Origin of the sequence: Thioclava sp. ES.031, assembly GCF_002563775.1 — a bacterium.
Classification (GTDB): domain Bacteria; phylum Pseudomonadota; class Alphaproteobacteria; order Rhodobacterales; family Rhodobacteraceae; genus Thioclava.
In genome coordinates, this window is sequence record NZ_PDJO01000001.1 from 3,954,745 (window position 1) to 3,973,200 (window position 18,456).

Annotated in this window: 17 protein-coding genes; 7 read left to right on the forward strand and 10 right to left on the reverse strand. The window is 64.2% G+C overall.

Going from position 1 to position 18,456, the window contains the following annotated elements; genetic code table 11:
- Window positions 1-22: 22 nt before the first annotated feature.
- From addA to regB, 7 genes are all read right to left on the reverse strand, one after another.
- Window positions 23-3,412 carry a double-strand break repair helicase AddA gene (gene addA / locus AXZ77_RS18895; protein WP_098412335.1) on the reverse strand — a complete coding sequence of 1,130 codons (3,390 nt, stop codon included), beginning with the start codon at window positions 3,410-3,412 and terminating at the stop codon, window positions 23-25.
- A complete protein-coding gene (addB, locus tag AXZ77_RS18900) occupies window positions 3,409-6,360 on the reverse strand; it encodes a double-strand break repair protein AddB (protein ID WP_098412336.1) in 2,952 nt (983 codons plus the stop codon). The genes addA and addB overlap by 4 nt, the downstream gene beginning before the upstream one ends.
- The gene (locus AXZ77_RS18905) at window positions 6,353-7,036 is read right to left on the reverse strand and encodes a nucleotidyltransferase family protein (protein ID WP_098412337.1); all 684 of its coding nucleotides are present in this window, start codon (window positions 7,034-7,036) and stop codon (window positions 6,353-6,355) included. The genes addB and AXZ77_RS18905 overlap by 8 nt, the downstream gene beginning before the upstream one ends.
- Window positions 7,012-8,007: an aminoglycoside phosphotransferase family protein gene (locus tag AXZ77_RS18910; RefSeq protein WP_098412338.1), complete on the reverse strand. Its 996-nt coding sequence runs from the start codon at window positions 8,005-8,007 to the stop codon at window positions 7,012-7,014. The genes AXZ77_RS18905 and AXZ77_RS18910 overlap by 25 nt, the downstream gene beginning before the upstream one ends.
- The gene (gene tsaE, locus AXZ77_RS18915) at window positions 8,000-8,494 is read right to left on the reverse strand and encodes a tRNA (adenosine(37)-N6)-threonylcarbamoyltransferase complex ATPase subunit type 1 TsaE (RefSeq protein ID WP_098412339.1); all 495 of its coding nucleotides are present in this window, start codon (window positions 8,492-8,494) and stop codon (window positions 8,000-8,002) included. The genes AXZ77_RS18910 and tsaE overlap by 8 nt, the downstream gene beginning before the upstream one ends.
- 40 nt (window positions 8,495-8,534) lie before the next feature.
- Window positions 8,535-10,139 (reverse strand): PAS-domain containing protein, encoded by a 1,605-nt coding sequence (locus AXZ77_RS18920; protein ID WP_098412340.1) that lies wholly within the window; start codon window positions 10,137-10,139, stop codon window positions 8,535-8,537.
- Window positions 10,140-10,251: 112 nt separating this feature from the next.
- Complete coding sequence (gene regB / locus AXZ77_RS18925) at window positions 10,252-11,634, reverse strand: sensor histidine kinase RegB (protein WP_098412341.1); 1,383 nt, start codon at window positions 11,632-11,634, stop codon at window positions 10,252-10,254.
- Window positions 11,635-11,739: 105 nt separating this feature from the next.
- On the opposite strand from regB, the gene AXZ77_RS18930 reads away from it, so the two are divergent.
- From AXZ77_RS18930 to AXZ77_RS18940, 3 genes are all read left to right on the forward strand, one after another.
- A complete protein-coding gene (locus AXZ77_RS18930; RefSeq protein WP_078522718.1) occupies window positions 11,740-12,402 on the forward strand; it encodes an SCO family protein in 663 nt (220 codons plus the stop codon).
- A gap of 64 nt (window positions 12,403-12,466) precedes the next feature.
- Window positions 12,467-13,021: an ActR/PrrA/RegA family redox response regulator transcription factor gene (locus AXZ77_RS18935; RefSeq protein WP_078522717.1), complete on the forward strand. Its 555-nt coding sequence runs from the start codon at window positions 12,467-12,469 to the stop codon at window positions 13,019-13,021.
- 65 nt (window positions 13,022-13,086) lie between these two features.
- Window positions 13,087-13,401 (forward strand): H-NS family nucleoid-associated regulatory protein, encoded by a 315-nt coding sequence (locus tag AXZ77_RS18940; RefSeq protein WP_176536108.1) that lies wholly within the window; start codon window positions 13,087-13,089, stop codon window positions 13,399-13,401.
- Window positions 13,402-13,464: 63 nt separating this feature from the next.
- Here AXZ77_RS18940 and AXZ77_RS18945 read toward each other — a convergent pair whose 3' ends face one another.
- Complete coding sequence (locus AXZ77_RS18945; protein WP_098412342.1) at window positions 13,465-14,049, reverse strand: HD family hydrolase; 585 nt, start codon at window positions 14,047-14,049, stop codon at window positions 13,465-13,467.
- Window positions 14,046-14,687, reverse strand: coding sequence for a glycosyltransferase (locus AXZ77_RS18950; protein WP_255266548.1), 642 nt, complete (start codon window positions 14,685-14,687; stop codon window positions 14,046-14,048). Before AXZ77_RS18950 ends, AXZ77_RS18945 begins: the two co-directional genes overlap by 4 nt.
- Before the next feature lie 130 nt (window positions 14,688-14,817).
- Here AXZ77_RS18950 and AXZ77_RS18955 point away from each other — a divergent pair, with 130 nt between their 5' ends.
- The 4 genes from AXZ77_RS18955 (at window position 14,818) to AXZ77_RS18970 (ending at window position 17,679) form a co-directional block, all read left to right on the forward strand.
- Window positions 14,818-15,327: a hypothetical protein gene (locus AXZ77_RS18955; RefSeq protein WP_098412343.1), complete on the forward strand. Its 510-nt coding sequence runs from the start codon at window positions 14,818-14,820 to the stop codon at window positions 15,325-15,327.
- 73 nt (window positions 15,328-15,400) lie between these two features.
- Window positions 15,401-16,792, forward strand: a complete 1,392-nt coding sequence (ahcY, locus tag AXZ77_RS18960) for an adenosylhomocysteinase (protein ID WP_098412344.1) — start codon at window positions 15,401-15,403, stop codon at window positions 16,790-16,792.
- A gap of 99 nt (window positions 16,793-16,891) precedes the next feature.
- Complete coding sequence (locus AXZ77_RS18965; RefSeq protein WP_078541458.1) at window positions 16,892-17,236, forward strand: TraR/DksA family transcriptional regulator; 345 nt, start codon at window positions 16,892-16,894, stop codon at window positions 17,234-17,236.
- Window positions 17,237-17,337: 101 nt separating this feature from the next.
- Window positions 17,338-17,679 carry a DUF2853 family protein gene (locus AXZ77_RS18970; RefSeq protein ID WP_098412345.1) on the forward strand — a complete coding sequence of 114 codons (342 nt, stop codon included), beginning with the start codon at window positions 17,338-17,340 and terminating at the stop codon, window positions 17,677-17,679.
- Between the two features lie 60 nt (window positions 17,680-17,739).
- On the opposite strand, the gene AXZ77_RS18975 is transcribed toward AXZ77_RS18970, so the two are convergent.
- Complete coding sequence (locus AXZ77_RS18975) at window positions 17,740-18,357, reverse strand: enoyl-CoA hydratase/isomerase family protein (protein WP_098412346.1); 618 nt, start codon at window positions 18,355-18,357, stop codon at window positions 17,740-17,742.
- Window positions 18,358-18,456: the final 99 nt, after the last annotated feature.

An 18,456-nucleotide genomic window follows, 5' to 3' on the forward strand; every position in this document is an offset into this window, starting at 1 on the left:
GTAAGTTCCGCCCCCGTCGGCGTCAAGATACAGTGGGCGTGCGCAAGCTCCCGTCTAGCTGTGCATCTGCGAGCGGCATGATCGTTCCGTCCTGTGTCCACAGGATCGCGCAGGTAATGCTGCGTCCGGGGTGAATTTGGCGCAATGCCGCGCGATAGGCGGCCATCTGTCGCACGATCCCTTCGGGCACCCGATCGGGCGACGCCGGGACGATGCGGTTGGATTTGTAATCGAGAATGTGAACCCCTTCGGTATCGATCCGCAGACGGTCGATGAAGCCGTGAATCCGCTGGCCGCCGAATTCCTCCAGCGCGGCGGTGATCTCGACCTCCGCCAGACAGTCCGGGCCCAGCCAGGCCGCCATGCCCGGCGCTTCGAGAACGCGGATCGCCTCGGCCAAAACAGGCTCTATTTCACCCGGAAGCAGCGCATCCTCGCCCTCGGACAGCAACAGTTCGGCAAGGTCTTCCCACTGGTCGCGCGGCCGGTCCGGCAGATGTTCGAGAAGCCGGTGCAGGTTGCGCCCGTGCCGCAGCGCCTCGTCTTCATCCATCATCTCGCCATCGCCGAACAGAGCCTTCGCCCCGCCCAGATCGGAGGGCGAAAGCGGGCGCGGCGGCGGCTCGACGGCGGCTGCGGGCGTGAGGCTCCATGCGGGCAGATCCAGTCGCGTGACCTCCTCTGCGGCTGCCGGGGCGCGCGCGTTTTCCGGCCATGCGCCGGTCGCGTGGCGTGGAAACTCGCCCAATTCCTGCAATGGCCTGGAAAGGCCCGTGACGTCCTCGGTCCCGGCAGCTTCGAGGCCCGATTTCATCCGGCTATACCAAGTCTCGTCGCCCTCGCCGACCTCGCCAGCTGCGGCCACGATCAGCCATTTCTCCGCCCGCGTCATCGCGACGTAGAGAAGCCGCTGCGCCTCCTCCGCCCGGGCAGTCGTCTCTTTTCCTGCGGCGGAAAGCTGCGCCTCCGGCGCGTCCGGCGCGGGCTGCCGCAAGCCCGCGACGCCATTGTCCAGACGCAGGATTTTCGGCGGATTAGGCTCTTTTTTCTTCGCCGTATCGGGCAATATCACGATCGGCGCTTCCAGCCCTTTCGAGCCGTGGACCGTCATCACCCGGATCGCGCGCCCTGCCCCGTCCAGCTGCCGCTTCACTTGCACGTCATCCGCATCGAGCCAGCCGAGGAACCCGGTCAGGCTCGGCACTTCATTGCGCTCGAACGCCAGCGCTTGCGAGATCAGCTCGTCGATCCCGTCTTCCGCCTCGGGCCCAAGCCGCGCCAGAAGCCGCTCGCGCCCGCCATGCCGGGTCAGCAGGCGTTCGATCAGCTCGAATGGCCGCAGGAAATCGGAATTGTCGCGCAGATCTTTGAGCATCTCCTGCGTATCGGGCCGCATCTCGCCACGGCGGAGCGCCTCCCAGAGATAGCCCTTCCGGGGCTGCGCGAGCTGATAGAGCTCCTGCTCGGACCAGTTCAGAAGCGGCGAGCGCAGCGCCTCCGCCAGCGACAGATCGTCCTCGGGCGTCGCGAGGAAGCTGAGAAGCGAGCGGATGTCGCGCACCGCAAGCTCCGCCCCGAGCTTCAGGCGATCCGCCCCCGCGACCGCCAGCCCGATCGATTTGCAGGCGCGGATGATCTCGGAAAACAGCTCCGAGCGACGCCGCACGAGGATCAGGAAATCGCCCTCATGCACCGGGCGCGCGCCGCCGGGCGCCTCGTGATCGGGGATCTGCACCCCCTGCGCGATCATCGCGGAGATCTCGGCGGCGATCATGCGCGACAGCTGGGAAATCGCAGATTCCGCGCTCGTCAGATCGACCGGGCTTTCCCAATCGTCCTTGTCCTCCGTCTTCACCGACTCGATCGCAGGCCATAGATCGACGCGGCCCGGTAGCGCCTCGTGGAAGGCGATATGCGAGGGCGCGCCGCCCAGGCCCTGCTCGGCCCCGCGCGCAAAAGCGAGGTCCACGGAACGCAGCACGGCGGCGGACGATCGGAAGGAGTGCTCCAGCTCCAGCGGAGAGAGCGCGCGACCGATATCCGCGAATTTTCGGGCGAAATGGGCGCGCATTTCCTCGAATTGCTGAAGGTCGGCCCCTTGGAAGGAATAAATCGACTGCTTGCGGTCGCCCACCACGAAGAGCGTGCGCTCGCCCTTATGCGCGCCTTCACCGGAGGTGAATTCCTCGGCGATCCGCTCGATCACCCGCCATTGCCGGGGGCTGGTATCCTGCGCCTCATCGACGAGGATGTGGTCGATCCCGCCATCGAGGCGGAACAGCACCCATTGCGCCACCGACGGCTCGTCGAGCAGCGCCGCCGCGCGGTCGATCAGATCGTCGAAATCGAGCCAGCCGCGCGCGGCCTTATAGGCGTCGAGCCGCGGCAGGAAGACCTGCGCAAAGCGGTGCAACGCATGGGCGCGCTTGGCCGCGACGAAAGCGAGGCGGCGGGGACGGTTCTCGGAGACGCGCTCGGACAGATCGGACAGCGCCGCCATCGTGCCGTCGCCCAGCGATTTGGCGAGCGCCTTGGTGGCGACCTTGTCGAGCTTGGGCTGATAGGGCGGTCCGTCCTTCGGTTTCTTGACGCAAAGCACGTCTTCCAGAGCCTGCACAGCGTCCAGATCGCGTTCATGCGCCGCCGCCAACCCTGCGCCGACGCGCTGATCGTTCTTGGAGCTCGCGAGAAACGCAGGCGCGACGTCGCGGATCAACTTCAGATCCCCGTCGTCGAAGACCTCGGACAGCAGCGCCTCTTCGGTCATGTCCCGCGGCAGATCGTAGGCTTCCAGCAGATCGGGAAAGCCCAGATCGCCTACAAAACCGACCCTATTCCGGCTTATATCGGCTGCGAGGGCCGTCAGATCCTCACCGGAATAGACGCCGAGCAACGCATCGAGCCGGTCGCAATCCGGGCCGGTCGCGATCTCCTCGAGGATATCCTCGCGCATCAATTCCCCGGCGCGGTCGTCCATCTCGGAAAAGCCCGGCGAGACTTTCGCCTCGAGCGGGAAGCGGCGCAGCAACCCCGCGCAGAAGGCGTGGATGGTCTGGATCTTCAGCCCGCCCGGCGTCTCGATCGCCTTGGCGAACAGCCGCCGCGCTTTCGCCAGATCCTCGGCCGACAGCGACTCATCGGCACCAAGCGCCCGCAGCTTCTCGCGCAGCTTCGCCTCGTCCATCATCGCCCAGCCGCCCAGCAGCCCGAGCAGACGGTTCTGCATCTCCGCCGCGGCGGCCTTGGTGTAGGTCAGGCACAGGATGCGTTGAGGCTCTGTTCCCGCCAAAAGCATGCGCGCGACGCGGTCGGTCAGCACTTTGGTCTTGCCCGACCCCGCATTCGCGGCGAGCCAGACCGAGCTGTCCGGTTGCGAGGCCTGATGCTGTCTGAGGCTGGCCGGATGGGTCATGACACGTCCTCCCCCTCGGCCTCATCGGTGACATCCCATTCCCCGAAGCGCGAGACCTGATCGTAATCCGTCCGGGCGCGTGCCTTCTGCGGAGCGCGCCGCGCGGTGAAGCCCTGAGCCGGCTCGAAATAGCGCGCGATCAGCTTGCGGAATTTCTCCCAGCTTTCCTCGGGCGTCTCGCTACGATCCCCGGATTTGCCCTTGATCTGCGTGGTGGCGCCGTCGCCGCCGAGCCGCACATAGGACATGCCCGCGACCTCGCGCGGCCCGATCGCCTCGAACGCCCCGCGCCCGACCATCGCGGCCTCCAGAAGCATCTGCTTGTTGAACGCCATCACTTCCCGCTCGGAAGGCGGCGTGCCGGTCTTGTAGTCGTAGATCCAGGCGCGCCCGTCTTCGAGAATATCGATCCGGTCGGGTTTCGCGGTCAGCGTGAAAAGCGGGTTTTGCAGTGAAACAGAGCCTTTTTTCTCCACCACCATGGGTGCGCCCTGCGCGCGACGCTCGGCCTCGGCCCGGCAGAAAGTCTCGGCGATCCCCCGAACCCGCGCGAGCCAGATGCGCTGCGCACTGGGCCACGGAATTTCCCGGAGCATCACCTCCTCGGCGATCTCCATCAGACGTGCCAGCGCCGCCTCGATCGTGGCGGTCTCGTCATAGGTCTTCACGAAGGTTTCGACGATCTGGTGCAGCACCTGACCGCGCAGCAAGGCGTCGGGTTCGGGGCGCAGCGGATCGAGAGCGCGCAGCTTCAGGATGCGCTTCGCGTAGATATCATAGGGGTCGCGGATCAGGGTCTCGATCGCGGTGACCGGCAATTCGCGCGGGCGCACATCGACCGGCGGGCGCGGTGACGGGCGTTTGGCGGGCTCCAGCGTGATCCGCGGCGTCTCGAGCGCATCCGCCAGATCGAGCCAGCGTTTACCGCGCCCGCGCATCTCGGCCAGCGCCTCGGTGCCGCCTTGATCGGGCAGACCGTCGACGAGGTTCAAGAGACGATTGAGCCAGCGCGACGGAATCGTCTGCGCCTCCGCATCCCGCACACAGCGCGACAAGATCACCTGCGGCCCGGCAACCGCCTGCTGGAAGTCATGCGCCGAGAGGCCGACCTGCCGTTCGGGCAGCAATAGACCCGATTCCAGCCGCATTTGACGGCTGAACCACGGATCGGGCGCGGGGGCTTCGGGCCAGCTTCCCTCGTTCAACCCGCCACAGATCACCAGTTCGGCGCCCTGCGCCCGCGCTTCCAGCGTCCCCCAGATCGCGATCAGCGGATGCGCGGCGAGCGTCTGCCGCACGAGCCCGCTCTGAAGGTGCCGGTTAACCAGATCGGCGTAATCGAGCGCGCCGAGATGCCCGCCGAAGCCGGACTGGCTACGCAGGTCTTCCATCAGGCGACGCGCTTCACGACCCGCCGCCTCGCGCCATAGCTCGCTGGTCTCGGTCGCGGCACTCGGTCCGGCGGCGACCCGTTCGGCGAGCCGGAAGTGCTGTTCCACATGATCTGCCAGCGCGGCCGCGGGGGGTGCCGCGAAATCCTCGAGAATATCGCAGAGCCACTGTGCCCAGGATTCCCGTGAATCAGGGTCTTTTTCTGCCCATTTCGTGAGACTCTCGCGATCCGGGAAGGCGGGACCATAGCGGCGCAGGCGCAGCTCCAGCTCGCGCGTATTGCGCAGATGCGGCCCGCGCTCTTCCTCGCCGGTCGCGGTGAGGGGATGTTTCAGGAGCGCGATCAGATCGGCGATCCCGACCGGACGCGCCCGCATCGCCGCGATCTGCCGCAGGAACCGGCCCGGCGCAGTCTGCTGCAGCGGCTGCCCCGCACTGTCGTCCGGCACGATCCCCCACCGGTCGAGCGCCGCCGACACGCGGCGCGCCAGAAGGCGATCGGGCGTGATCAGAGCCGAACTGACGCTCCGCTCGACCGCGTCGCGCAGCGCGAGCGCGATCGACAGCGCCTCATGGCGCGGATCGCGCGCTTCGATCAGCGACAGCCCCTGACAGGCCGGAACGAGCGGCCCCAGCCCAGCGCCTTCGCGCCGCCATTGATCGGTAACCGGCGCCGGCCGCAGCGCGAGCGAAACGAGACGGTTGCGGCCCGGGTCCGGCGCGGTGATCTGGTCCCAATCGACGACGTTGTCCGCCGAAAGTCCGAGCTTGTCGAGCAAGCTGCGATAGCGGAACTGCGGGTGGTCTTCGAGCGGAAATGGGCCAGAATAGAGACTATCCCACGCCGCCTGCGTCATGTTGCGGTCGAAGCCGGGAAGAACGATCGACCCGTTTTCCAACCGCGCAACCGCCTGCATGAAGAGCGAGGTCGCCCCATGCGAACCGGTCGAGCCTGCGACGATCACCGGATCCGCGGGTGGGCTTTCGCGCCAACGCTCGATCACCGCCTCCACGACCATCCGCTGTCGGCTCTCGCGGTCCAACTCGGCGTCGCTTTCGAAATAGCGGGCGATGATGCGGATGAAGCGCAGGCTCTCCTGCCAGTGGCGGGCGTGGGTCTCGGTCAGCTCCAGCTGGTCGAGATCGTCGATATGGACGCCCTCGCTCTGCATCTCGGCAAGAAGGGAATACAGGCTCTCGGCCAGCGCGAATTGGCTCGCGCCCGCCTCGAATTCGGGCATGGCGCGGGTGAGTTGCTCGACGAACTGGGCCAGTTCGAGCTTGCGGCGCAGCGGGGGCACCGGCAGCGGCAGACCCGCGAGCGGATCGGCCCCGAGATCGCTGACCAGCAGGAGCCGCGGCAGATAGAGCGCGCCGCTTTCGAGGAAGACCTCCCGCACCCGGCGACGCATCCGCCCGGAGTTCAGATAGAGGGTGACCCGGGCCAGCGCCTCGGGCGGCTGATCGGCAAAGCGCGCGCGCAGGCCAGCAACCAGGGCGCGGGGAAAATCGACGCCCGGCGGGAGCCCATAGACGGAGGCGATGGCCTCACTCATCGAGCATCGCCTCGGCCAAAGGAATGGACTCGGGTCGCCCGACATCGCACCACCCCCCGTCATGCACGAGACCGAAGACGCGCCCCGCCGCGATCATCTCGTCCCAAAGGATGTTCAGCGAGAAGCTCCGCTCAGAAATAGACCCTATTCCAGCGGGATTCAGCATTTGTGCACCGGTATAGATATAGCCCGGCCCGCGCGTCAGGCGGCCGGTCTCGTCCATCGTGAAATCGCCCGCGCCCGTATGTCCGCGCGCATTTTCGGGCCGCACCAGCATCAGAAGCGCCGACATATCCTCGGGCCGCCACGCTTCACGCAGCCGGGCCACGGGGTTCGCGCCGCGCCAGACGGCATCGGTGTTGAGCGTCATCACCGGCCCCTCACCCAGCAGCGGCAGCGCCTTGCGCAGCCCGCCGCCGGTTTCCAGAATTTCGTCGCGCTCATCAGAGATCGCGACGTCCTGCCCGGCCAGATGCGCGACCACCTGATCGGCGAGGTAATGCACATTGGCCACCAGCCGCCGCGCCCCGCCCGCCCGTGCAAGATCGAGCGCGTGATCGATCAGAGGACGCCCGGCGACCTCGATCATCGGCTTGGGCCGCGTTTGCGTCAGCGCGCCCATGCGCGTGCCGAAACCGGCGGCGAAGAGCATCAAGGCGTCGGGCTGGTCGGGCATTTTTGTCTCAAATCAGCAATCAAATTCGGGTCGGGCGCAGGATAGGCAGAGTGGAACAGCTCCGCCAGATCGGCAAGCGCGGGATCGGCGAGGTTGCGCGAGATATAGGCGTAAACGCGGGGCATATACTCAAGATATTGGGGCTTCCCGTCTCGAATGGTCAGCCGCGCGAAGATCCCGAGAATCCGCAGCGCGCGTTGCAGGCCGAGCAGCCGGTAGGCGAGCTGGAACGCGCCCGGATCGGTCTTGGTCAGCGCGCAGTAATGGGCGATCTCGGCTTTCTCGACCTGCGGGCTCACGTCGCGCCGCGCGTCTTGCAGCGCGGAGACCAAATCATAGGCGGGGTGGGCGCGCAGCGCGTCCTGATAGTCGAGAAGCCCCAGGCGGCGCAGGCCCGGACGATCCAGCAGAATGATGTTCTCCGCATGGAAATCGCGCAGGCATAGGACCGGCTTCCACGCGGGAAGAGTGTCGAATTTATCGGAAATCGCCTGTTGGAGCGCATCCGCGGCGGCGCGATCCGTGCAGGGGTAGAACTCCGGCACCAAATCCAGAAGATCGGCGAGCGCGGGACCATCCAGCAGCGGCAGATCCTCGGGCGGCGCATGGCGGGGAAGATCGGCAAGGAATTCGGTGATCAGAGCATAAAGCGCAGGCTCGTTTTCGGGCCTCGCGTCGAGGTGGCGAGCCGCGAGGGCATCGCCGAAATCTTCGAGCAACAGCAGCCCCGCCGCATCGTCGCGCGCGAGTACCTTCGGGGTGGAAAAACCGGCTTCGGCGAGCCAATCGCCGATGCGGGTGAACCGGGCGATCTCGGCCCCGTCGGGCGCTTTCATCAGCACGGCGCGATCTGCGCCGCGGGTCAGGCGTTCGTAACTGCGGGCCGAGGCATCTCCGGCGAGCGGGCGGCGGCTGGCGTCGTGCCACCCGGCGGCGGTGAGGAAGCTTTGAATCTCGGCTTCGTCAGCCATTCCACGCCTCCAGAACCTGCCGCGAAAGAGGTGTATTCGTCTCGAAACAGACCCTTCGCGCCGCGCCTTCTTCGGTTTGCTCGAAACGCAGCCGAAGCGCCCCTTTCGGCGCGGCGGACCCGAGCCGGTCGGGCCATTCGATCAGGCAGATCGCGTTGTCGAAGGCCGCATCCAGCCCGAGCTCGAGAACCTCATCGGGGTCGGTGAGCCGATAGAGATCGGCATGCCAGATTTCGCAATCGGCCTCGTAGGTCTGGACAAGCGTGAAGGTCGGCGAGGGCACATGCTCGGCCACGCCGAGCCGCGCCTGGATCAGGGCGCGCGCGAAATGGGTCTTCCCGGCGCCGATCTGACCGTCGAGCAGCAGCACATCGCCCGGTCCGGCGAATTCGGCAAAGAGCGCGCCAAGCCGCTCCGTCGCCTCGGGATCGGGGAGATCGAGGCAGGGCATTTCGCTGGAAACGGGGGCGTGCGTCGGCGCGTGCATGGCTCGGTTCTAGCGCGCCGATCGCCCCTTTGCCAAGCGGCTAGCCTTGCTGCGCGACGGCGGTGCCCGTCTGACGTGGCGGCGACGTGTCGGACGCCGTATCGACGCTGAATCGCAGGAGGAACGCCCCGCCCGAAAGCGTCTCGAGCCGGCAGGTCACATGCCGCCCGTCGAGCAGGATGATCTCTTCGGTCAGGTTCTCGCGCGCGCCGATTTCCCGGGCGAGATTTTGCAGCCACGACCAGAAGGCGCTGGGTTCGGCGCGCGCCTGCCATTGCTTCACCGCGTCGAGCAGGGTCACCCGGCCCAGCGTCGCCTCCGGCTCGACCCCCCAGAGCGCGCCATAGGCGGCATTCGCCGTCGCCAATTCGCCCGAGGGGCGGAACACCGCGATCGCGTCGCCGACCCGGTCGAGCACCTCCTGAGACATCTCGATTTCACCACGAAACTGCCGGGTTAGAGACGTTTCCGACGAAATATCCTCGAACAGGAACGCCACCGCGCCATCGGGATGCGGGCGTCCGGTGACGCGATAGGTCTGCCCGCCGGGCAGGTTCCAGGTTTCGGCGTGAAACCCGGAGGCAGCGGCCTGCTCCAGCTCTGTCATTTCCTGCCGCCAGCTTCGGTAATCCTTCGGCTCGGGCATCATCTTGGTTTCGCGTAGCCTGTCGAGAAAGGCGTAGAGCGTCGGGCGCGTCGCGAGGAGTTCCGGCCCGAGCTGCAGAAGGTCGCTCAGCGCAGGATTGAACAGCCGCAGCTGCCGGTCCCGGTCGAAAATCGCGAGCCCGATCGGCAGGTCGGCGAAGGTCTTGGTCAGGGTCTGGACGAAATCGCGCAACGCCTTCTCGGCCCGCACGGCGGCGTCGGCGGGGAGGGCGAAATGCAGCGTGCCGCGTTCGAGAACGACGGAGTGACAGTCGAACCATGTCGCCGTGTCCGAGGCACCTTGTGAGGCTCGGCCGATTTCCAGACGATGCGGCCCGCCGCCGTCGAATGCGTCGAGCGGCAGCGTGAACAGGCTCGGCAGCGGCCATCCAAACCCTTCTTCCCCCGCATCGAAGGCCCCTGCGCGGGCGAGATAGGCTCTGTTTGCCCAACTCAGCTCACCGCCCTTCTCGGTCCGCCAGATCAGAACCGGCGACCGGTCGAGCGTCGTGCGCATCATCTCCAATTCGTCTTCCATCGCGCGGAAAGAGAGACTGTCGACGCGCTGGCCCTGCCCCTCGCCTTCGGGGTCGACGAGGGTGATCCGCGCCAGACCGTTGAAATTCTCGACGGTGAGGCGGAGCCGGGGCTTGTCGGTGGCGCTCGCAATCTCGGTCATCTCGAGCCGCCCGAGATCGGCGAGCTGGCCGATGCGGGACTGAAATTCGGGAAAGCGCGGCGCGGCGAACGCTGTGAAGCGCGTCCAGTCGCTCGCCCCGATGGGCATCGATTCCAGCAAGCGCCGCGCGGGGGGCGTTGCATCCACAAGGGCCTCATCGTCGAACAGGAAGGCCACCTCTTCGAGGTCTTCCTGCGCAGCGGGGGTCAGCCTGCGCCCCGGCGCGCGGCCCACGGCGAGCCATGTCAGCAGCAACGCGACCAAGGCCGCGCCCACCGAGGTAAGCGCGATCATCGTCGCCTCAAGCCATGCAGTCGTCATGTCTTTCGGCCTCTCAAACCTGTCCCCAGGTTGAGGGTGCGAAAGATTCGTTAACTCAGCGTTAACTTCACTCGGCGAGCGGTGAGAGGAGCGGCAAGAGGGGTGACGGCGATCAGACCGCGATCGGCTGGTTCAGCCCGAGACCTGCGTCGTCACGCGCCACGAGACGCGCGGCGGGCCAGACGACTTCCACCACCGCACCGGAGCGCGAGGGCGAGGTCGCGCCGGGGAAATAGGGCGCGTCGCCATTCGAGAAGGTGAGCCGCCCGCCCGTCCGCTCGATCAGGGTCTTCGCGATGAAAACGCCCAGCCCCATCCCCTCATAGCCTTTGCGCTCCGCCGCATTCGCACGCGGCTGCAGGAAGGGATCGCCGATCCGGTTGAGCACGCTCGTCGGATAGCCTTTGCCGTCATCGCTGATCCGCACGGTGATCTCTTCGTCGTCCCATTCCGCCTCGACCCAGACCGTGGATTGCGCGAAATCGACGGCGTTCTGGATGAAATTGCGCAGCGCGTGGATCAGTTCGGGATAGCGGTAGATCGTCGGCTGCCGCTCCAGCCCCTCGACGATGGGATGGGCATCGAAGTGAATTTCGATCCCGCGCTCCAGATGCGGGTCCGCCGCTTCGCGCAGAACGGCGACGATGGGCGCGGTCCGCATATGCAGATCGTCTTTCCCGACACGGCCCATCGAATGGAGAATGTCGCGGCACCGATTGGCCTGCTCGCGGATCAAGAGCGCGTCGTCGCGCAGGTCGGGACTGTCTTCGAGCTCGTCGGCCAGTTCCGAACTCACCAGCTTGATCGTCGCAAGCGGAGTGCCCAGCTCATGCGCCGCCGCGGCGACGACCCCGCCCAGATCGGTCAGCTTCTGCTCGCGCGTCAGGGCCAGTTGGGTCGCGCGCAACGCATCGCCCATGGAGCGCACTTCGCTCGCCACCTTATGCGCATAGGCACCCAAGAAAGCGACGCCGATGATGATCGACAGCCAATAGCCGAATTCGAAGACGTCGGGCACGGCGATCACCTCGCCGGTCTTGCTGACCAGCGGCAAATAGACCACGGCGACGATCGAGATCATCACCATCGTCGCAAGGCCCAGCAGGATCGTCGCAGACCGCTCCAGCGCGGTGGCCGCTATGGTCACCGGCACGAGAATGAGCAGCGCGAAGGGATTGTTCATCCCACCCGTGATCGACAGCAGTAGCGCAAGCTGCGCCATGTCGAACATCAGCGTCGCCGCCGCCTCGGGCTGGGTCAGGCGCTTGGTGTCGGGAAACAGGAAAATCGCCACGAGATTGGCAGCAATCGCCGCCGCGACGGTGGCAAGGCACAGCGCCAGATCCAGCGCGATATCATAGACGAAATAGGCAACGAAGATCGCGCCGAGCTGACCGACAATCGCGGTCCAGCGCAGGAAGATCAGCGTCCGGAGGCGCACCCAGTCGTGGTGAATCTCGGCCGGGCCGGGTTGGGCCTCGAGGCGTTGAGCCATGTCGTCTCCCGCGTCCAAAGCGCACATCGCCGGAATTGGCGGCATGAAAGCATTGATAATCGGCGCCCGCCGCGCGATCAATGCAGCCGTGAGAGGAGTGACAATATGAACCGTATTGCGAAAATTTCCGCCGCCGCCGCGACGGCGATCGTGGTCATCGGCCTGGGCGTCACCTGGTTCGCCGCGACCCGCAGCAATGACGACGATATTTTCGCGCAGTGCCGGCAAAGCGTCGTCGCAGGCGGCGCAGGCGAAATCGGCGGTCCTTTCACCCTGACCGATGAGAACGGCAAGGAAGTGACGAATACGGATGTCATCACCGAGCCGAGCATTCTCTATTTCGGCTATACCTATTGCCCGGATGTCTGCCCGCTCGACAGTGCGCGCAATGCCGAAGCCGTAAGCCTTCTCGAAAAGCGCGGCTATTCGGTGACGCCGGTCTTCATTTCGGTCGATTCCGCACGCGACACCCCCGAGCTGCTGAAGGAATTCACCGATCTCATGCATCCCAAGATGATCGGGCTGACCGGCACGCCGGAGCAGATCAAGAAGGTCTCGCAGGAATACCGCACCTATTTCAAAGTGCAGGACCCGGGCGATCCCTACACGCTGATCGATCACTCGACCCAAAGCTATCTGGTCTTCCCGGACACCGGCTTCGCGGAATACTACAACCGCGACACGACGCCCGAGCAGATGGCCGACAGCGTCTCCTGTTTCGTCGATGCGTGGAAAAAGGCCAATCCCGACGGTGCAGCCGGAAATTGACCGAGCAGGCGCAACAGCTTAAAACAAATCCAAGCGTCAAACTCGGCGAGAGGGAGTTACGATAATGGCTGAAGACATCAGCGCCGATATCGGGTCGGACAAATCGCTTCTGATCGTCGATGATGATCTGCCGTTTCTCACGCGGCTGGCCCGCGCGATGGAGAAACGCGGCTTCGAGACCCAGACCGCCGAAACCGTCGCCGCAGGGCGCGCCATCGTGCAATCGAACCCGCCCGCCTATGCGGTGATCGACCTGCGGCTCGAGGATGGCAATGGGCTCGACGTGGTCGAAGCGCTGCGCGAAAAGCGCGCCGATGCGCGGATCGTGGTGCTGACCGGATATGGGGCCATCGCGACCGCAGTGGCCGCCGTGAAAATGGGCGCGACCGATTATATCGCGAAACCCGCCGATGCCACCGACGTCACAAATGCGCTATTGGCGAAAGGCGAAGTCGCCCCCCCGCCGCCGGAAAACCCGATGAGCGCGGATCGCGTGCGTTGGGAACATATTCAACGGGTGTACGAACTTTGCGACCGGAATGTTTCGGAAACCGCGCGCCGCCTAAATATGCATCGCCGGACCCTTCAGCGGATTTTGGCTAAGAGAAGCCCAAGGTGACGCTTTGGTTAGGTTGTTAATTAATTAACCATTCTATTTAATGCTCCGGATATCCAATTCGGAGCATTAAAATGAATCTCGATGATATGTCCCTCGACGAGCTCAAGGCTCTTCGCAAGCAAGTCGACAAGGCGATTTCCGGCTACGAGGATCGCAAGAAGAAAGAAGCGATCGATCAGCTTGAGCGCGCGGCCCGTGATATGGGCTATTCGCTGGCGGAATTGACCGGGTCGGGCTCGGCCAAGCCGCGCCGCACCGTGCCGCCGAAATATGCCAATCCCGACAATGCCAGCGAAACCTGGACCGGTCGTGGCCGCAAACCGCGCTGGGTTCAAGCCGCACTTGATAATGGCAAATCGCTCGACGATCTGAAGATCTGAAGATCTGAGAAACAGATAAGTATTTTTGAATACGAGTGCCTGCCGAAATGGCAGACACTCGTATTACAGTTCTGCCAAAAGCGCTTCGTGGCGTGCGGTATAATCCGCGCGCACTTCCGAGGGCGGCCGCAGATGGATTTTAAAGGTTTCGGCATATTCAGGCGCGAGCTTTCCGAAAACCTTGTCAGCCTCCACCTTGGAAAACCCGGCGATCTGTTCGGCTTCCAACCGCGCCGAGACGATATCCGCCTTTTTGATCGCGCGCTTGATTCGTACCGGGAGCGCTGCGGGTAGACCGAAGCGTATATGCACCGCCGCGATCAGCCGATCATCAAGCGTGCCATAGCCTTCGCCAATCGCCGCCTTCACCGGGCTGATCATATCGCCCAGCACATATTCCGGCGCATCGTGCAAAAGCGCCGCCAATTTCCATTTCGCGGCGATTTTCGGATTCTGATGGCAGAAAATCTGTTCCACCAGCAGCGAATGCTCGGCCACAGAATAGGGCCAGTCGCCGAAAGTCTGCCCGTTCCAACGCGCCACGAAAGCCAGACCATGCGCGATATCCTCGATCTCGATATCGACGGGCGTCGGGTCCAGCAGGTCGAGCCTGCGTCCCGAAAGCATCCTTTGCCAAGCGCGTTTCATGTGATCACCGTATAGTCGTCGGGAAAGCGCGCGAGATAGCGTGCCATTTTGTTTCTGTTGATGAGATGCCGGACGAGCATTTTCGTCATCAGCTTGCTGCCCGGTCCGGGGCCGTCGGGAATATCGAAGCGACGCTCCGGGAAATGCGCGGCGCAGAAATGGCGCAAACCCCGCCCAAAGCGCGGCGGCAGGGTTTCCGGTCGCGCTCTCCACGGTTTCGACGGGCCGATGAAATGCACGATATGCGCGCTGACCATCGCCTCATGCAGCCGCGAGAGATCGCCGCTTTCGACATGAACATCGGCATCCAGATAAAGAATGCGATCATAATCATCCGCGAAAATCTGCGGTAGCATCAGCCGCATATACATGGCCGAACTGCGTCCCCGATCGGTCGAGAACCCCGAAAATATCAGGTCGGGATCGAAACTGCACAGCCGCAGGTTCAACTCGTCGAGCGACGCCGGAAGCGTCACGGGTTCGGCGCTGACGATGCAGATATCGAACTCCCGATCCGGGTGGAGCTGCGCGATCTGTCCCGCCGCATGCGCGGCATAAGGCAGGTAAGCGTCATCGCAGCAAAACGCGATCGCAGAGCGGTGCTGCGCAGGTTTCGAACAGGCCAGATTGATCTCCATTCGCCCCTCTCATGCAGCGCGTAACTGTGACTAGCCAAAGCCATTGCAGCTGTAAACGCCACAGATTGAGGAACATTTTCGCGCGGAGTGTGTTCTTGGGTTGACACGGAGAGAAAAAGGGGACGCCGAAATGCAGACCTCGAAAACTACGTTCTTTGCCGCCGGGATCGCGATTATCTCGATCCCCGCTACCATCGCCATCGCCGCCGTACGCAGCGACGAGGCTGTGCAGCCGGCCCCGCAAGCTGAATCGGCGCGGCAGGTCATGCTGGATGGCTACGAGGGCGATGGCCGCCCGATGGAGAATATTCCGTCCGAGATTCCCTATGGCGATCTGTCGGCCTTCGACGACGTCACCGCGATCGGCGAGGCGCAAAGCCCCGATCAGCCCTATTGCGACAACCGCGCGAAACTCGTGGACTCGCTCAATCACGACTTCGCGGAGAAGCCCGCGATGACGAAGCAGCTTGGCGATCACCGGAAGGTCGAGCTGTACGCCTCGAGCATCATGGGCACCTGGACCGCGGTCTATACCCGTGCCGACAACGTCTCCTGCATCGTGTCCTCGGGTACCGATTGGAAGCGTGGCAACAACCCGGTTGCGCTCCTGCATCGTGAAGGGATTCTTCCCGCAACCTGATCGTGATCGGCGTTCATTGCCGCTTTACGGTCCCGGTGCTACATAGCTTCCAAATTCAGATTGGGAGCCGCGCATGGCCGATTACGTCATCAAGGATATCGCTCTGGCCGACTATGGCCGCAAAGAGCTCGACATCGCCGAAACCGAAATGCCGGGCCTGATGGCCTGCCGCACGGAATTCGGTGAAAGCAAGCCGCTGAAAGGCGCGCGCATCGCGGGGTCGCTGCACATGACCGTGCAGACCGCCGTGTTGATTGAAACGCTCAAGGCGCTTGGCGCCGATGTGCGTTGGGCCTCGTGCAACATCTTCTCGACGCAGGATCACGCGGCCGCGGCGATCGCCGCTGGCGGCACGCCCGTCTTCGCGATCAAGGGCGAGACGCTCACGGAATACTGGTCCTATACCGACCAGATCTTCCAGTTCGAGGAAGGCACCTGCAACATGATCCTCGACGATGGCGGGGATGCGACGCTCTACATCCTGCTCGGCGCGCGCGTCGAAAATGGCGAGCCCGACCTGATCGAAGTGCCCACCTCGGAAGAGGAAGAGGCGCTGTTCGCCCAGATCAAGAAGCGCATGAAGGAAAGCCCCGGCTGGTTCACCAAGCAGCGCGACGCGATCAAGGGCGTCTCCGAAGAGACCACCACCGGCGTGCATCGCCTTTACGATCTGCACAAGAAGGGCCTGCTGCCCTTCCCGGCGATCAACGTGAACGACTCCGTCACCAAGTCGAAATTCGACAATAAATACGGCTGTAAAGAGAGCCTCGTGGACGGCATCCGCCGCGCCACCGACACGATGATGGCCGGCAAGGTCGCTGTGGTCTGCGGTTATGGCGATGTGGGCAAAGGCTCCGCCGCGTCGCTGCGTGGCGCGGGCGCTCGCGTGAAGGTCACCGAAGTCGATCCGATCTGCGCGCTGCAAGCCGCGATGGACGGGTTCGAAGTCGTCGTGCTGGAAGACGTCGTCGACAGCGCCGACATCTTCATCACCACCACCGGCAACAAGGACGTCATCCGGATCGAGCATATGCGCGAGATGAAGGACATGGCGATCGTCGGCAATATCGGCCATTTCGACAATGAAATTCAGGTCGCGAACCTGAAGAACCACAAATGGACCAACATCAAGGACCAGGTGGACATGATCGAGATGCCCTCGGGCTCGCGCATCATCCTGCTGTCGGAAGGCCGCCTGCTGAACCTCGGCAACGCGACCGGCCACCCGAGCTTCGTGATGTCGGCGTCGTTCACCAATCAGGTACTGGCGCAGATCGAGCTGTGGACCAAGGGCGAAGACTATGCGCCGGGCGTCTACATCCTGCCCAAACATCTCGACGAAAAGGTCGCCCGTCTGCATCTGGAGCGGATTGGCGTGAAGCTGACCCAGCTCAAGCCCGATCAGGCGGAGTATATCGGTGTCACGGTCGAAGGGCCCTTCAAGCCCGAGCATTACCGCTACTGACCGGATCGCATCGCGATTTCAAAGGCCGCGCCTTCGGGTGCGGCCTTTTTACGTGCAACGCAGGCCATGATCGGTTTTCCTCGGGACAGGAGGAGAGCGATGACACCCGAAGACCTTGCCGCGCGGTTCAAACCGCAATTGGAGGCGGAGCTGGCCGAGCTGCGCAGCGCGTCGCAGGACACCGCGCAGACCCGCAAACCCGTCGAGCTGGACCAGCAAAGCGTCGGGCGGCTGTCGCGCATGGATGCGCTGCAGAACCAGGCGATGGCCAATGCGGTCGATGGCCGCCGTCAGCACCGGATCACGGCGATCGAGGCCGCGCTCCAGCGCATAGCGGAGGACGAATTCGGCTATTGTGACAGCTGCGGGGAGCCGATCCCCGAGAAGCGTCTCGAACTCGACCCGACCTTCACGCAATGCGTCTCCTGTCGCGGCGGCGGTTGAGGCGCGAGAGGCTCCGGGATTTGCGCTTTGTAATTTCACCATCTCGGCTTACCCTGCGGCTGCCTTCATTTCTGGGCAGAGCAACCTGATAGGTGGGACACATGGGTAAAAGAGACGAGCTGATTGAGAAATACGCCGAGGATCTGAAATCCAAATGCGGCATGACCCCGGACATGGATCTTCTGACCAAGGTAACGATCGGCTGCGGCCCCTCGATTTACGATGCGGATGCCTCGACCGTGGCGGCGACGGACAAGGCCGAACTTGAAACCGTGAAAAACAATTTCCTCATCAAGAAACTCGGCCTCTCGGACAGCCCGGCGCTGATGGATGCGATCGACAGCGTCATCGAGACCTACGGCCATTCCGAGCGCAACAAATATCGCGCCGTGATTTATTACATGCTTACCAAGCATTTCGGCAAAGAAAGCGTCTACGCCTGATCGCGAGCACCTCGCGCATCTGACGACGACCCACGGCCCGGCCTGTCCGGGCCGTTCGCTTTAGCGGATCAGCGCCTTGATCCCGGCGACATGCGCGGCCCGCGCGCCCAGCGCATCGGCGGCCAGCATCTCGACCGTCTCTTCCAGCGCCTCGTGCGGCACGATCCGGTCGATCAGCCCCCAGCTCAGCGCCTCTTCGGCCTCGATCTTCTGTCCCGCCATCAGGATCATCTTCGCCCGCGCAGGCCCCACCAGCGCGACCATGCGCGCCGGGTCCGAAGGCTGCGGCAGGAAACCGAGCTTCATCACCGGATAGAAGAACTTCGCGCCCGGCACGGCGATGCGCAGATCGCAGGCCAGCGCCATGCCCATCGCGCCCCCGGCCAGCGTGCCGTTGAGCGCCGCGATCGTCAGGCAGGGCAGCGCCGCGATCGCGCCCGAAAGCCGCTCCCAGACCGGATCGGTCGCCAGCGTGCCGGATTTCGCCTCGTCCAGATCGGCGCCGGCGGAGAAGACCTTGCCATTCCCGCTCAGCACGAAAGCCCGCGCCTCTTCGCGCCCCGCGCGCTCGGCCAGATCGGCGATCTCACCCAGCATCGCGCCGGTCAGCGAATTGGCTTTTTCAGGCCGGTCTATGGTCACGCGCCACAGCCCGTTTTCGATCTCGTGGCGGATCATTCCCAACCTCCTCACAACTCCCGTGAAACCCGTCTAGCAGCCCCGGGAAGGCTTGACCATCGGCCTGACCCAAAGGAGGATGGCCGCGACTTGGTTCTC

Bases quoted from the DNA above. Each gene is read 5' to 3' on its own strand.
- addA (WP_098412335.1), bottom strand. From the start codon at position 3,412: ATGACCCATCCGGCCAGCCTCAGACAGCATCAGGCCTCGCAACCGGAC.
- addB (WP_098412336.1), bottom strand. From the start codon at position 6,360: ATGAGTGAGGCCATCGCCTCCGTCTATGGGCTCCCGCCGGGCGTCGAT.
- AXZ77_RS18905 (WP_098412337.1), bottom strand. From the start codon at position 7,036: ATGCCCGACCAGCCCGACGCCTTGATGCTCTTCGCCGCCGGTTTCGGC.
- AXZ77_RS18910 (WP_098412338.1), bottom strand. From the start codon at position 8,007: ATGGCTGACGAAGCCGAGATTCAAAGCTTCCTCACCGCCGCCGGGTGG.
- tsaE (WP_098412339.1), bottom strand. From the start codon at position 8,494: ATGCACGCGCCGACGCACGCCCCCGTTTCCAGCGAAATGCCCTGCCTC.
- AXZ77_RS18920 (WP_098412340.1), bottom strand. From the start codon at position 10,139: ATGACGACTGCATGGCTTGAGGCGACGATGATCGCGCTTACCTCGGTG.
- regB (WP_098412341.1), bottom strand. From the start codon at position 11,634: ATGGCTCAACGCCTCGAGGCCCAACCCGGCCCGGCCGAGATTCACCAC.
- AXZ77_RS18930 (WP_078522718.1), top strand. From the start codon at position 11,740: ATGAACCGTATTGCGAAAATTTCCGCCGCCGCCGCGACGGCGATCGTG.
- AXZ77_RS18935 (WP_078522717.1), top strand. From the start codon at position 12,467: ATGGCTGAAGACATCAGCGCCGATATCGGGTCGGACAAATCGCTTCTG.
- AXZ77_RS18945 (WP_098412342.1), bottom strand. From the start codon at position 14,049: ATGAAACGCGCTTGGCAAAGGATGCTTTCGGGACGCAGGCTCGACCTG.
- AXZ77_RS18950 (WP_255266548.1), bottom strand. From the start codon at position 14,687: ATGGAGATCAATCTGGCCTGTTCGAAACCTGCGCAGCACCGCTCTGCG.
- AXZ77_RS18955 (WP_098412343.1), top strand. From the start codon at position 14,818: ATGCAGACCTCGAAAACTACGTTCTTTGCCGCCGGGATCGCGATTATC.
- ahcY (WP_098412344.1), top strand. From the start codon at position 15,401: ATGGCCGATTACGTCATCAAGGATATCGCTCTGGCCGACTATGGCCGC.
- AXZ77_RS18965 (WP_078541458.1), top strand. From the start codon at position 16,892: ATGACACCCGAAGACCTTGCCGCGCGGTTCAAACCGCAATTGGAGGCG.
- AXZ77_RS18970 (WP_098412345.1), top strand. From the start codon at position 17,338: ATGGGTAAAAGAGACGAGCTGATTGAGAAATACGCCGAGGATCTGAAA.
- AXZ77_RS18975 (WP_098412346.1), bottom strand. From the start codon at position 18,357: ATGATCCGCCACGAGATCGAAAACGGGCTGTGGCGCGTGACCATAGAC.